The organism is Ciceribacter sp. T2.26MG-112.2, assembly GCF_900492205.1.
Classification (GTDB): domain Bacteria; phylum Pseudomonadota; class Alphaproteobacteria; order Rhizobiales; family Rhizobiaceae; genus Allorhizobium; species Allorhizobium naphthalenivorans_A.
Window position 1 is genome coordinate 122,368 of record NZ_UEYQ01000004.1, and the last position, 12,614, is coordinate 134,981.

Here is a 12,614-nt window from a genome sequence, read left to right on the forward strand (position 1 = left end):
GTCTTACTCAGCTGCCTCGATGGCCGTCAGCATCTGGCGGCAATCGGCGATCGATGCCTGCTCGATGCCGGCATAGTGGTCGAATTCGTTCAGCACCTTGGCGCCGAGGTCAAGTTCGAAACGCTGCTGGTTGGGGCTTGCGACGAATTCCTGGGTTGCCTCGTCCCCGAGGTTGGACTGGAAGATGCCGGCGGCGCTGACCGGCAGGAAGTCCTCGTAGACGATCGGATCGAACTGGACGAGGCCGTCGGCGATCAGCGCGTCGAGGCTGGCATCCGTTTCGGCTTTTGCCTTGCGGCCCTTCTCCGTCAGCGAGTAGGCGAAATAGCCGAGCCCTTCGGCGCGGATCGCTTCCCAGGTGTCGGGGAAGGGGGTGAAGGCCTCGGCCAAAGCCTTTTCATATTCCGCCGCATTCGAACCGTCGGCGGCCGGGCGAACCAACTGGCGCGACGCATTGAGCAGTTTGTCATAGAGGGCGCGGCCCTTCGGCGTGAGCGCAATGCCGCGCTGTTCGATCTCGCCGAAGCGGGCGGTGTGCGAGCCTTCCTTCCAGGTGCCGTCCTTGTCCTCGAACAGGACGGGTTCGTTCAGCGCCTTGAACGAGGTCTGGCGCAGCAGGATCGGGCATTTGCGGGTTGGCGGGCCCTCGACGACGGCCTTCGGCGCGATGCCGTAGTCGGGCATCCGGGCCTGGACGAGATCGATGTCGAGCGTGCGCGGCGTCAGGTGGTTGATGTGCGGACCCTTGAAGGAGACCACGTCGGCGATAAGGCGGTGGGCGGCATGCAGGCGCGCATACATATCGGGGCTGACCAGCGCCTTGTCATGCCAGCGGAAGGTTTCGAGCGCTTCGGTGACGAAGCGCGAGGCGTCGGCGCGGTCGAGGCCGCCATCCCGTTCGGCCTTTTCGATGAGCGCCACTGCGCCGGGGGCGAATATCTGGCGCCTGGCAAGGGTTGCCTCGGCCTCGGCGCGGAGGGTCTCGTCAGCGATCAGGTCGAGACGTAGCAAGGAGGTGAAGACGCGGAACGGGTTCTTCTTCAGGCTGGCTTCACCAACCGGGCGGAACGCGGTGGAATGGACCGGCACGCCGGCCGTTGATAGATCGTAATAGCCGACCGGATACATGCCCATGACGGCAAACAGGCGGCGCATCATGGCAAGCTCGGCCGGCGTGCCGAGACGGATCGCGCCGTGGCGCTCCTCTGTGATGCGGTCGAGGGAATCGGTGTCTTCCAGGCGCTCGCGCAGCTTCGGGTCGGCGCTGAGCGTTTCCGCGTTCACCTTGGCCACCAGCTCCATCAGCGTGCCGTAGGCCGGAACCTCGGTGCGGTACATGGCGGACATGGCGGCGGAAAACATCGAGCGGATCTCGTCGCTCGGGATAAAACGGGTCTTGGTCATCGGAGGCATCCCAGATTACGGACATGAGGATCAATCTGGGAGGCAGCTTATAATATGCTGCAGCGCCGAAGGATGCTGACGTTTGTCAATGAGTTCATGCGCTCAGCGAATGACCTGCCGCGAGATGATCGAGGAAAGGCAGGCTGCCGCTCAAGTCAGAAGCATCCAGATCCCCAGGCCAATGAGCAACACGCCGCCGACGGCCCGGCTCGCGGCCGCATAGCGCGTGTCGATCACCTTTTGAATGGCGAAGGCGGCGAGGCCGAAGATGATGAGATCATCCAGCATGAAGAAGGCCACATAGAGCCCGATATAGCCGTAGTACTGGAGGGCCGGCAGATCGACCAGGCTAAGGATGTGGGTATAGATCGCCGGCAGGGCGGCGGAGCAGACGAATTCGATGGCGTTGACCGTCAGCGCCAGTCCGACGATCATGACCAGGCTCGCGACGCCTACCGGCGCGGCAACCAGCGCGCGGGCGCGCTCCAGGGTGCGCTGGTGCCGAGTGGCGTCGCCGACTTCACAGACGATGACGCCGCGGCTGACGGCAAGCTGATAGAGATGATCCGCGCCGAAGCCGATGGCGACGAGGGCGATAAGATGGGTCAGCACTCTCGTATAGCCTATGAACAGGAAGGTGTTCAGCCAGGCCGTCATGAAGAGGAAATAGAGCAATCCCGAAGAAAGGACGAAGGTGCCGACGAGCCACCAGATCTTGCGGCGATCCTGCAGCCCGGCGATCAGCGAGATCAGGTAGAGCAGGACCCACATGGCGCATGGATTGAAGCCGTCGGAAAGGCCCATCAGCGCGGTGAGCGCCAGAAGCGAATAGCGGGAAGGATCGATCTCTCCGATCAGGGGGATCTGAACCCGTGACGGATCGGCCGCCAGTCCTTGCCCCGAAGGATTGCCGGCTCGGCAGGACAAAAGCGCCTGTCCGGTCGTCTCCGCGCTTTCATAGCCCATGAGGTAGTTCGAGCCGCAAACGAACAGGGGAACACCCAACCGATCCTCGGCAATGCCATGTTGTTTGGCAAAGTCCAGCAGCAGTCTTTCGCCACTCGCTGTCGAGACGTCATGCAACTGGTATCGAACGGTTTGCTGGGACTTGAGGAATTCTATGGCGTCATGGCAGTGCGGGCACTCCGGATGGAAGAAGACCTGGAGCGGCGCTGCTTCCGGGCCTCCCTGCGCCGTGGAAGGCGTGTCCGGAGGGAGGAATTGCAGCAGCAGGAAGGCGGTCGCGAGCATGACGGCGAGGACGACGCGGAACCGGACTGGATTGAGGAAGGTCATCAGTTCCACTCTTGAAGTTCAATCCGATCGCCGACCGGCGGGTCATGCAATCTGCAGGCGTCGCAGCGTTGAGGCGCATCTTGTCACTATCACAACAAGCGCCCTGCCGAGCAAATCTTACCGCCTCTGCTCGTGAAGCGAAACATCTTGCTGGGCGAGGTTATGCCGCAGATCCGCAGGCGCGCCGCCCTGACAACCAATATTGACCCAAATCAAGGACGAAGCCGACCGGCTGATACATATGGAAGATAGAATGTGGCGTATGGCTTCGGAATCGGCCTCGCATGAGGGATTCCGTCGTCGCTGCCATGTGCTCGGGAAGCAGGAAACGAGAGCCTGCGTGACCACAGACGTGTCCGTCGATGATACGGAACAGGGAGGGGATCCGTTGAGAACCAATCGCAGACAATTCCTTGGCCTCGCGGCCGCCGGGGCGACGCTTGCCGCCGCCCCGCTTTCCAGCGCTTCGGCCGCCCGGACCAAGACCTCCGCGCGGATCGTGATACTGGGAGCCGGTGCGGCCGGAACGGCTCTGGCCAATCGCCTGTCGCAACGGTTTGACGGCGCCAAGATCACCATCATCGACGGCCGCAAGCAGCATTTGTACCAGCCGGGATTCACGCTCATTGCAGCAGGTCTGAAGTCGGCTAACTATTCGGTGTCGACCACCGGCGAGTGGCTGCCGCGCAATATCGAATGGATCGAGGAGGCCGCCGCCGAGATCGATCCGGAGGCAAAGCAGGTCGTGACCGCAAGCGGCAAGGCCGTTCCTTACGACTTCCTGTTCGTGGCCACCGGACTTCGCCTCGACTATGGCGCGATCGAGGGCATGTCGCTCGACCTGATCGGCAAGGACGGCATCGGTTCGGTCTATGCCGGCCCCGACTATGCCGCCAAGACCTGGGAGGAGATGAGCCGCTTTACGGACAAGGGCGGGGTGGCGCTGTTCTCCCGTCCGGCAACCGAGATGAAATGCGCCGGCGCGCCGCTGAAGTACGCCTTCCTGACCGACGACTATGCGGTTCAGAAGGGTACGCGTAGCAAGTCGAAGATGATCTATGCGGCGCAGAACAAGACCTTCTTCTCCGTGCCGATCGTCAGCGAGAAGGTGCGCATGCTGTTCGAGGAACGCGGCATCGAGCCGGTCTACGACCACGTCATGACCAGGATCGATCCGGGTCGCAAGATCGCCACCTTCAAGACACCGGAAGGTGACAAGGAGATCGGCTATGATTTCACCAACGTGATCCCGCCGATGCGTGCGCCCGAAGTGGTGATGAACAGTCCTTTGCCGTGGAAGGAAGGCATCTGGGTCGATCAGGGCTGGGTCGAAGTCGACAAGCACACGCTGCGCCACGCGCGCTATCCGGATGTCTTTGCCGTCGGCGACATTGCCGGCGTGCCGAAGGGCAAGACCGCTGCCAGCGTCAAGTGGCAGGTGCCGGTCGCGGTCGAGCAATTGGCGGCGCAGATCGAGGGCAAGGAAAGCACGGCGCGCTACGACGGCTACACGTCCTGCCCGCTGATCACCCGCGTCGGCAAGGCCATGCTGGTCGAGTTCGACTACAACAACAATCTCACCCCGTCCTTCCCCGGCATCATCGCGCCGCTCGAGGAATTGTGGATCTCGTGGCTGATGAAGGAGATCGCCTTGAAGCCGACCTACAATGCTATGCTGCGCGGCCGCGCCTGAGGAGGATGCCATGAAGGACATGACTTTTGGCACGATGATTGCGGTGTTCGAGGAGATTTTCGGCCGCACGCTGTTCTGGGTGATGGTCGCCGTCGCAGCGCTTGTCACGCTGGCCTATCTCTATGTGCTGATCCGCGACCGCCGGGTGTCGTGGAAAAAGTTCCTCTGGGCGCAGCTATCGATGCCGTTCGGTGCCGTTGCGGCTGTCATCTTCGTCCAGACGATCACCCGGTCCGGCCTGCGCGATATCGGTGGGCCTGTCGACGTGATCGTGCTGTTCGGCGTTGCGGCGATGGGGGCCGTCGGGATCGCCATCCTCGTCTATACGGCGCAATCCCTTTTACGGCCGCCGGCCGGACGCTGAAGAGGGGGGCGTTCCGCGCCCCTCGGCCGCGGACAGGTGCAAGGATATTCGGGCAGATCCGTCCGGTGAACAGGGTTTGGGGGCCACGGCGGCAATGATCGCCGCGGCCCCCAGTCTTTGAGGTCGGCGATCAACGATCCGCGATTGCGGCCATCAGCGGTATGGCCAGGATCGCCAAAGCCGCGGCGCAGGCAAAGAAGACGCCATAGCCGAGGAAATGCGCCACCTGCCCGGCGACCACACCGCCGGCCATGCTGACCAGTGCGTCCATGCACTGGAACAGGGTGAAATCGACCCCGGCCTGACGCGGATCGGACCAACGCATGAACTGTGCATAGAGCGCGACGAAGCCTAGGGCCAGAACGGCGGAAGAACTGCCGATCGCAAGGATCATCAGAAGGGGTGCCGGAAACGGGCCCACCGTCGCTGCCGCTGCAAAACATATCAGGCAGACCGACTGGAGCGCGAGTGCCAGCAACAAGACCGCGCGAATGCCCCAGATGCGCACGAACAGACCGCCGGCGAGCGCCAGACCGAAGCCGACGAACAGGCTGCCGATTCCATTGACGAGGCCGATCATCGACAGATCGAGACCGGCATCCACGAGGAAGGGCCCGATCATGCCGAGGGCCATTTTCTGTGCGGTGACGTAGACAGCTGCCACGAGCAGGCCCCGTCTCAGGCTCGACCGTCTGAGCGCGGCGGCGAGCGAGGGGATGTGGGGACGCGTCTCTTCCGGCAGGCGATGGGCAATGCTAAGCAGGAAGGGCAGGCCGAGCAGGCAGAGAAGGCCGGCCATGGCAAAGCTTGCCGCCTGCCAGCCTGAAATGCCGGCTACGTATAGAAAGAGGCCGCCACCCAAGGCCGAGCCGAGATAGGCGCCGCCGACCTGTGCGGCGTTTCCCCAGCCATGATGTTTCTCGGCGAGGCTCTGTACGGCGAAGCCATCGCAGGCGATGTCAACGGTCGATGCCGCCAGGGCCACCAGGGTCAACCCTAGGAAGATCGGCAAGGGAGCGGATGGATCGAGGAACCCCACAGCGATGAGACCGAGGATACAGACCAGTCCGCCGGCGAGCACGATCACGCCTGACCGGTTCTTGCCAAACGGAGGCAGGCGAAAGCGCTCGACGGCCGGGGCCCAGAGAAACTTGAGAACCCAGGGCAAGGCGATCAGCGAGACGAGGCCGATGCGGTCGAGCGGCACGCCGGCATCGCGCATGATCGCCGGCAGCCCGGTCCAGGTGAGCCCGCCGATCACACTCTGGGCCACATAAAGACTGCCGATCCCCGCAAGGAGGACCGGTGTCGATGGCTGTTGGCCTGCGCTCATCAGAAGCGGTAGCGCAGGCTGCCGTAGACCGTGCGACCTTCATCCCAGTAGCACGAACCGGCCGAGCAAATGGCCTTCTCCGTGTTGAACAGGTTCTTGGCGTTGACCTGAAGCTGCAGACCCTTGAGATCCGGATTGCGGTAGCCGAAATCGTAGGACACGGCGGCATCGACCAGCACGCGGCTTTCGTTCTCGAAGCTGTTGGCGTCGTCGCCATAGCTTTCGCCGATATAGCGTATGCCGGCGCCGAGGCCGAGACCCTCAAAAGCGCCGCCTTCGAAGAGGTAGTGGCCCCAGAGCGATGCGACGTGGTTCGGCGTCGCGGACAGCTCGTTGCCCTCGGTTCCCACCGCGCCCTTCTCAATCTTCATCCGCTGGTAGGTATAGGCGGCGATCAGGCTGAAACCGTTGTCGAAGGAGGCATTGGCTTCAAGTTCGATGCCGCGCGAATTGAGGTCGCGTTGCACCTGCTTGTTGATGCCGCTTGATGTGTCGAAGACGACGCCGTCTTCCTGGTCGATGTCGAACAGGGCGGCGCTCAGCACGGCGTTCGCACCGGGGACCTCGTACTTGACGCCGATTTCCTTCTGCTTGCCGATGGTCGGATCGGCGACGCGATTGTCGGGAAGGCTCGGATCGTCATAGACGAAACCGACATTCGGCGAGAAGGACGTGGAGTAGCTGGCATAGGGGATGAGCCCCATTTCGGTGCGGTAGGAAAGGCCGATCCGGCCCGAGAAGCCTTCGTCCTCCTGCTCCGTCTCCGTGTACGAGGCGTCGACCGCATCGGTCTTCGTCCAGTCATAGCGGGCACTGCCAAACAAGGTGACGTCTTCCCATTCCACCTGGTCGTGCAGGTAGATGCCGAACATGTTGCTTTCCTGCTGGCCGGCAAAGGGCATCGGCGCCGCGTTCAGATCGGCGAGCGTGGTGTAGGATACGGCGCTGTAGGCCTCGTAATCCGACCAGTTGTAGTCGATGCCGAGCACAGCGGTGTGGCTGACCGCTCCGGTGTCGAACTCGAACTGCGCCATGTTGTCGACGGCGAAGTTCTTCATCTTCTCTTCGTAATAGCCCCAGTAGCGGGTCGGAACGGCGCCGTAGAGGCCACTGTATTCCAGCTCGGCGTCGACCGCGCTGTAGCGCAGGTTCTGGCGCAGGGTCACCGTCTCGTTGAGCCGGTGCTCGAACTCATAGCCGATGCGACCCTGTTTCTGGCGGAACTCGTTCCAGTCCGGGTCGCCGCCATAGGTGTGGGTCAGCTCGCCATAGACCGGCTGGTAGAAGAAGGCCGTGCCGCCGGTCAGCGCCGTCGAATATTCGCCCAGAATGGTCAGGCGGGTGTCCTCGTCGGGCTTCCAGGTGAAGGCCGGGGCGAGATAGAGCTTGTCGTCGGGGTAACCTTCAAGGTGGGTGTCGCTTTTGCGGCCCATGGCGGTGAAGCGGTAGAGCATGGCGTCATTGTCGCCGGCCGGGCCGGAGAGATCGATGCCGGTCTGGTAGCGGTTGTCCTGGCCGATCGACACTTCGACTTCGCGGAATGGCTCGTCGGTCGGGCGCTTGGTCACCATGTTGACGATGCCGCCGGGGCCGCTCACGCCATAGAGCGAAGAGGCCGGGCCCTTCAGCACGGTTACGCCCTCAAGGCCATAGGGTTCCGAGCGCAGCCAGGCCGAGGGGCCGTTGAACTGGCGCAGGCCGTCGCGGAACATGCCGCTGTAATAGGCGGGGAAACCGCGCAGGTAGAAGGCGTCGTAGCGGCTGTCATAGCCGAAGGTGTTCGGGTTCGCCCCGGCCGTATAGGCCAGTGCTTCATTCAGCGTTCTCGGCTTCTGGTCCTCGATCTGGTCCTGGGTAACGACCGAGACGGCCTGCGGAATCTTGGCGAGCGGCGTGTCGACCTTGGTGCCGATCCGGTCGGCCTTGGCCACATAGCCGTCCTGGACCAGGATGTCGTCGCTTTCGGCTTCGACCTCGATACTGTCGAGCACGGTTTCGCCGGCGTCCTGCGCCAGAAGCAGGGATGGCTGAAGGGCCAGGGCGACGCTGGCGAGGAAGACGAGTTTGTGGCGATGGAGGGTTGATCTGACCCGCATGATATTGTCCCCGAATGATAATCCCAATCTGCACTCACAAATATGAGCGGACGAGTCAAGTATGAACATGAGTATTTCAGTCTTGAATTCAGTCGTGGGGCAAGCCCGCCTCGGCGGGGCGAGCGGTGGAAACAGGCGGCGGCAGCAGGGGGAGCTGTCAGGGTGCGTCAGTCGGGGCGTGCGCAACAAGCCAGATTTCAAGGGCGGCAACGACTGAGAGGCGCAGGCTGGCGTTTCCAGCGAGGGCTCGAGCGAGCGACGGGTCGTCCGCTTCGAAGCCTATTTCGACCATCACGTCGGCGGGGGAAAGGCTGCGCTTTGCCATGATGGCCCGGATGCGGGCAATGGCGGACGGCAGTAGGTAGCGTCCGCTGGCGATCGGCGGCGTACCGAGCGACGGATATTGGGGGTCACCCAAGCCATTCGCCTGCCGCAGCCAGGCGAGAAAGCCGACCCGTTCCTCGGCCGTCGCCTTCGTCCAGGAGTTCTGCAGTTTCTCCAGGCGTGTGCGCTTCTGCTTGCTGGGCATGTCGGATTCCGGCTCTGCGTGTTCGCCTTCCATCTATCCTATCATCATAGCCGGCGCCACCGGGCGAAGGCCAAAGGCACCGGCAAGCCGACAGGCCGGCAAACCTGTGCGGCAGGCGCGAATCCTTCGGTTCCGTACGGGTCGGAGCAGATGGCGGGTCATGGGTTGGCGACGGAAGTGGAGCGGTCACGTTGTTTCGTGGCAGCGGGTGAGACGTCAATCAGCCTGCCCGGCCCTGTCCTATAGATGACAGCAGCCGCGCTCCAGCGCGGCTTGTGACAGAGATCGGACACAATTGAAACAGTCGAGATTGCCGCGCGCGCAGAAAACCGGCGCTGCAGAGCCCGCGGGCCGGCTTGCGGTTGCAGCCAGCCTCCGTCGCGACGGGACTTGGAGGCGCCGTTAGAGCGAAGCAAGAATCGAGTGTCGAAAGTCACCCGACCCGACGGTCTCCGTGACGCGCGGTGACGGGTGGATAGCTTGTCCGAATAACGGAATGATCCACAACCGCATGCGCCGCGTAGTGCTTGGTTGATGTGAAAATGAGTAGCAAGCGAGGACTGCAATGCGTGATGCAGAGAAGGGCAAACGGAACGATAGCGATGCTGGCGATGTCAACAAGCTGCAGTCCGAACTCCTCGTCGAGCTCAGCAAGGCCTCCGTTCCCGGCAGGATCGACCAGTTGGCAAGGAAGCTGCAGGAACAGCTCGACAGAGGTGGTAAGAAGAGGGACTGAGGTCCAGCGGCGGCGGTCAGCCGCCTTGCCTATTGCTCCAGATGGAAGAACACTCCTGGCGGGCCATCGGTCGATGGCCGAGACCGGGAACATTTTCTTGTGTTTCCGCCAATCTGTGGCTCAATGAGAAGCCCGAAGACATCACGTCTTCGGGCTTCTCGGGAGATTTCGACATGGATGCGATTCTACCCATTATCCTACAAGTCATAGCGGGCATCATCGGCGGTCAGGCCGTGGGAGCGGCCTTCAAGCAGGCGGCGATGAGCCAATTGCCGAAGATCATCAGTGGTGCGCTCGGCGGAGTCGCCGGCGGCACATTGCTGGGTAGCCTGCTGGGCGGCGCCACGGGGGCCGATCCGGCCGCCGGCGGGGCTGCCGGAGGCATGCTCGGTGGATTGCTGGGCGACGCTATCGGCGGGGCGGCCGGCGGTGCCGTACTGACCGGACTCGTCGGTGCCGTGATGAAAGCGATGGCCAAGTAATCTCAGGTCGTCAGCGTAAGCAATGCGACGATAAAGGCCGATGCGTCGGGAGGGCAGGGTTTTGCATCCCTGCCCGAGCGGGCCTTGGTGTACCCTGCGTCATTGCGGCAATCGCAAAGGACCGCCGACGCCTATCAGCCCTGTCGCGCTTTTCGGTTGGCATAGCGCTGATCGCGCTTGGCCTTGCGGGCGGCTTCGTCCTCGATGACCCGGCTGATGCGGGAGGTTTCCGCTTCCAGCCGTGCCTCTGCTTCGGCGCGGCTTGCCGCGTCTGCCGCTTCGGCTTCAGCCTTTGCTGCGGCCAGCTGCCTGTCCCGTTCCTCAGCCTTGGCGCGTTCTCGCTCGGCGCGGCGTTCTTCGCGGGCGGTTGCCACCGCCAGGCGTTCCGCCTGCTTGGCCTCGATATGCGGCGCGGCCGCTTCTTTCGCCTTGCGATAATTGTCGAGAAGGATTTTCTTCGCGTCGGCTGTTGCCTTGCGGCGGTCGGACAGGCCGTTGTCTCTCGTGTTCTTCAAAGTTCCGCTTTCGGATTGGATCGTTTTCGGGTTTGTGTCGATCGCGCTCGGTCGTACCTTTCGGCATCATATGCTGTCCGCGCGCGGTTTTTCTCGGGGCGGAGCGGCTTGCCGCTCGTGCCGTCAGTCCTTGGCCGGATAGGCCGCGGTCATGCCGTCGGGCGTTGCCGTGCCGCCGGCTTCCTTCGCCATCCGCAGGGCGCGCAGGCGCATCGTCTTTTCATCGCGCTCCTGAACGACGGCGTCGTTCTCGGAGATGATCCGGTTTCTTGCCAGAAACTGCGATTGCGTCTTGCCGAATGCAGCTTCGGCTTGAATGCGGGCCTTGCTCTGTGTCTCTGTCATGGCAGTGATCCTCGATGGTTTGGTGGCGGTACCGGTTTCCGGCCAAAAAAAAGCCAGGCAAAATGCCTGACCTTTCATTGTTCCCGCGCCCTCCTTGGTGCCAGTACATCCGTGGTCACCCGAGAGCACAAAGATCGATCAGGCAGCCTGAAGCTGACCGGCGGACATCTTGCCCGACTTGTTGTCGCGTTCCATCTCGTAGCCGATCTTCTGGCCTTCGACGATTTCGCGCATGCCGGCGCGTTCGACGGCGGAGATGTGGACGAACACGTCCGGACCGCCGTTGTCAGGCTGAATGAAGCCGAAGCCCTTGGTGGAATTGAACCATTTAACTGTGCCAGTGGTCATGACGAACCCTTTCATAGCAATATTGAGTGCCCGCCGTGCGACTGCACGGGCGGCTGGGTAGCTCGATCTTTATTGAAGGGAAGTTCGTCGAGGCACTGCGTCAGGGTGCGAAAACAAAAGTCAAACAAGCAAATATCGACAAGCGCAAAATAGGTGATCCCACTGCCGATGTCAACTTTTAGTTTCGATTTGTGCCGAATCCATCATTTTCAGTTGAACCCGCGGGCTGAAATAATGGGCGGCCTGGCTTCATTGCTTCCAATGGCGATGGCCGCTCGCCTTAGCCGTTCCGGGTGCGGTACCGCTTGATGTCGGCGGCGAGCGGGAAGGATGCGAAGAGGCCGAGCGGCAGGGCAAAAAGGGCTGCGACCGGAAGGCCGAAACGGCTGAACAAAAGCGCGCCGGCAATGCCCCCGGAGAAGAACAGGCCGATCAGCGAAAGAAGCAGGGCGAGTTTGCCACGGTCGGCGATGACCGGTGCAAGGTCGGGTCGCTTGGGATCGTTGCGGTAGAACAGTTTGCCGATTTCGATGCCCGCGTCGGTGACGAGGCCAGTGACATGCGTGGTGCGGATACGGGCGCCCGACAGCTTGGTGATGATGGCGTTCTGCAGGCCCATGATGAAGCACAGGAGGCTGATCGTCAGCAGGATGGTGGAGAAAGAGCCCGACGTGAGGAAAAACCCCGACAAGCCGAATATCAGCAACAGCAGCGCCTCCACGCCGAGCGGCAGGGCATATTCGGATTCGAGCGCGCGGCGGCGTGCCCAGTTGATCAGGATCGCCGAACTGGCCGCGCCGAAGATGAAGGACGCCAGAGAGGAAACGCCGACGATCACCAGGGAGCGATTGCCGAGCACCATGTTGTCGGCGATGGCCGATACGATGCCGGACATGTGCGAGGTGTATTGCGCCACGGCCATGAAGCCCCCGGCATTCACCGCGCCGGCGACGAAGGTCAGATAGAAGGCGAGGTGACGGTCGCTGTCTTCGTTGCGCTCGCGGGCGGCAAGTCCACCCAAATAATATCTCATGCTGTTTCCCAAAGGCTCCCGGCGGCTGGCCGGAGAGAAAAAGCAATCCTCGTTCCGAATCGTAAACAGCCCTCAAACATGGCGACAGGATAGCATGAAAGAGTCATGGTCTTCGACTCTTAGGCCGCAGATTGTCGCTCATCGGCGTTCGGCAAGCGCCATGCCCAGACCTTCGATTTCGACGAAGATAGCGCCGCCCTTTTCCAAGGCGTGGAGCAATTGGGCAGCGGTTGCGCGATGCAGTTCATGCCGCGCGCCTTCATAGTCTCGGATCGTGCTGCGCGACACTTGCGAATGCTCGGCAAGGTCCGCCTGCGTCCAATCGAGCATGCCGCGGGCAGCGCGGCAGAGCGCCGGTGTAAGAATCGGTGACGGCGTGCCTTGACCCATGAGTCTATAGTGACCATATTGGTTGATATAGACATTATATAGCACTTTTC

The 12,614-nt window shown here is 62.2% G+C and carries 13 protein-coding genes and 1 pseudogene; 4 read left to right on the forward strand and 10 right to left on the reverse strand.

What is annotated here, in order from left to right; all coding sequences use genetic code 11:
• Nucleotides 1-3: 3 nt before the first annotated feature.
• Together hglS and DYZ14_RS08540 are read right to left on the reverse strand one after the other, a co-directional pair.
• Nucleotides 4-1,404 (reverse strand): 2-oxoadipate dioxygenase/decarboxylase HglS, encoded by a 1,401-nt coding sequence (gene hglS, locus DYZ14_RS08535; protein WP_154720275.1) that lies wholly within the window; start codon nucleotides 1,402-1,404, stop codon nucleotides 4-6.
• Between the two features lie 150 nt (nucleotides 1,405-1,554).
• Entirely contained in the window at nucleotides 1,555-2,700 is a 1,146-nt protein-coding gene (locus DYZ14_RS08540; protein WP_154720276.1) for a glutaredoxin family protein, read from the reverse strand.
• Nucleotides 2,701-3,040: 340 nt separating this feature from the next.
• Between DYZ14_RS08540 and DYZ14_RS08545 the strand changes: the two genes are divergently transcribed.
• Together DYZ14_RS08545 and DYZ14_RS08550 are read left to right on the forward strand one after the other, a co-directional pair.
• On the forward strand, nucleotides 3,041-4,393 hold the full coding sequence (locus DYZ14_RS08545; RefSeq protein ID WP_232365477.1) for an NAD(P)/FAD-dependent oxidoreductase: 1,353 nt from the start codon (nucleotides 3,041-3,043) through the stop codon (nucleotides 4,391-4,393).
• A 10-nt stretch (nucleotides 4,394-4,403) separates the two neighbouring features.
• Nucleotides 4,404-4,757 (forward strand): DUF5368 domain-containing protein, encoded by a 354-nt coding sequence (locus DYZ14_RS08550; protein ID WP_154720277.1) that lies wholly within the window; start codon nucleotides 4,404-4,406, stop codon nucleotides 4,755-4,757.
• A gap of 130 nt (nucleotides 4,758-4,887) precedes the next feature.
• On the opposite strand, the gene DYZ14_RS08555 is transcribed toward DYZ14_RS08550, so the two are convergent.
• The 3 genes and pseudogenes from DYZ14_RS08555 to DYZ14_RS08565 form a co-directional block, all read right to left on the reverse strand.
• The gene (locus DYZ14_RS08555) at nucleotides 4,888-6,090 is read right to left on the reverse strand and encodes an MFS transporter (protein WP_154720278.1); all 1,203 of its coding nucleotides are present in this window, start codon (nucleotides 6,088-6,090) and stop codon (nucleotides 4,888-4,890) included.
• Complete coding sequence (locus DYZ14_RS08560; protein WP_154720279.1) at nucleotides 6,090-8,186, reverse strand: TonB-dependent siderophore receptor; 2,097 nt, start codon at nucleotides 8,184-8,186, stop codon at nucleotides 6,090-6,092. The genes DYZ14_RS08555 and DYZ14_RS08560 overlap by 1 nt, the downstream gene beginning before the upstream one ends.
• 157 nt (nucleotides 8,187-8,343) lie before the next feature.
• Nucleotides 8,344-8,706 (reverse strand): annotated as a pseudogene (locus DYZ14_RS08565) (hypothetical protein); the annotation flags it as partial.
• Nucleotides 8,707-9,280: 574 nt separating this feature from the next.
• Between DYZ14_RS08565 and DYZ14_RS08570 the strand changes: the two are divergent.
• Complete coding sequence (locus tag DYZ14_RS08570) at nucleotides 9,281-9,451, forward strand: hypothetical protein (protein ID WP_154720281.1); 171 nt, start codon at nucleotides 9,281-9,283, stop codon at nucleotides 9,449-9,451.
• A 173-nt stretch (nucleotides 9,452-9,624) separates the two neighbouring features.
• A complete protein-coding gene (locus DYZ14_RS08575; protein ID WP_115670453.1) occupies nucleotides 9,625-9,933 on the forward strand; it encodes a hypothetical protein in 309 nt (102 codons plus the stop codon).
• Nucleotides 9,934-10,067: 134 nt separating this feature from the next.
• Here DYZ14_RS08575 and DYZ14_RS08580 read toward each other — a convergent pair whose 3' ends face one another.
• The 5 genes from DYZ14_RS08580 to DYZ14_RS08600 form a co-directional block, all read right to left on the reverse strand.
• Nucleotides 10,068-10,448, reverse strand: coding sequence for a DUF6481 family protein (locus tag DYZ14_RS08580; RefSeq protein ID WP_154720282.1), 381 nt, complete (start codon nucleotides 10,446-10,448; stop codon nucleotides 10,068-10,070).
• 123 nt (nucleotides 10,449-10,571) lie between these two features.
• Nucleotides 10,572-10,871, reverse strand: coding sequence for a hypothetical protein (locus tag DYZ14_RS08585; RefSeq protein ID WP_445292353.1), 300 nt, complete (start codon nucleotides 10,869-10,871; stop codon nucleotides 10,572-10,574).
• A gap of 60 nt (nucleotides 10,872-10,931) precedes the next feature.
• Nucleotides 10,932-11,156 carry a cold-shock protein gene (locus DYZ14_RS08590; protein ID WP_115670450.1) on the reverse strand — a complete coding sequence of 75 codons (225 nt, stop codon included), beginning with the start codon at nucleotides 11,154-11,156 and terminating at the stop codon, nucleotides 10,932-10,934.
• A gap of 265 nt (nucleotides 11,157-11,421) precedes the next feature.
• The gene (locus DYZ14_RS08595) at nucleotides 11,422-12,174 is read right to left on the reverse strand and encodes a YoaK family protein (protein ID WP_154720283.1); all 753 of its coding nucleotides are present in this window, start codon (nucleotides 12,172-12,174) and stop codon (nucleotides 11,422-11,424) included.
• A gap of 138 nt (nucleotides 12,175-12,312) precedes the next feature.
• Nucleotides 12,313-12,609, reverse strand: a complete 297-nt coding sequence (locus tag DYZ14_RS08600) for a helix-turn-helix domain-containing protein (RefSeq protein ID WP_154720284.1) — start codon at nucleotides 12,607-12,609, stop codon at nucleotides 12,313-12,315.
• Between the last annotated feature and the right edge of the window lie 5 nt (nucleotides 12,610-12,614).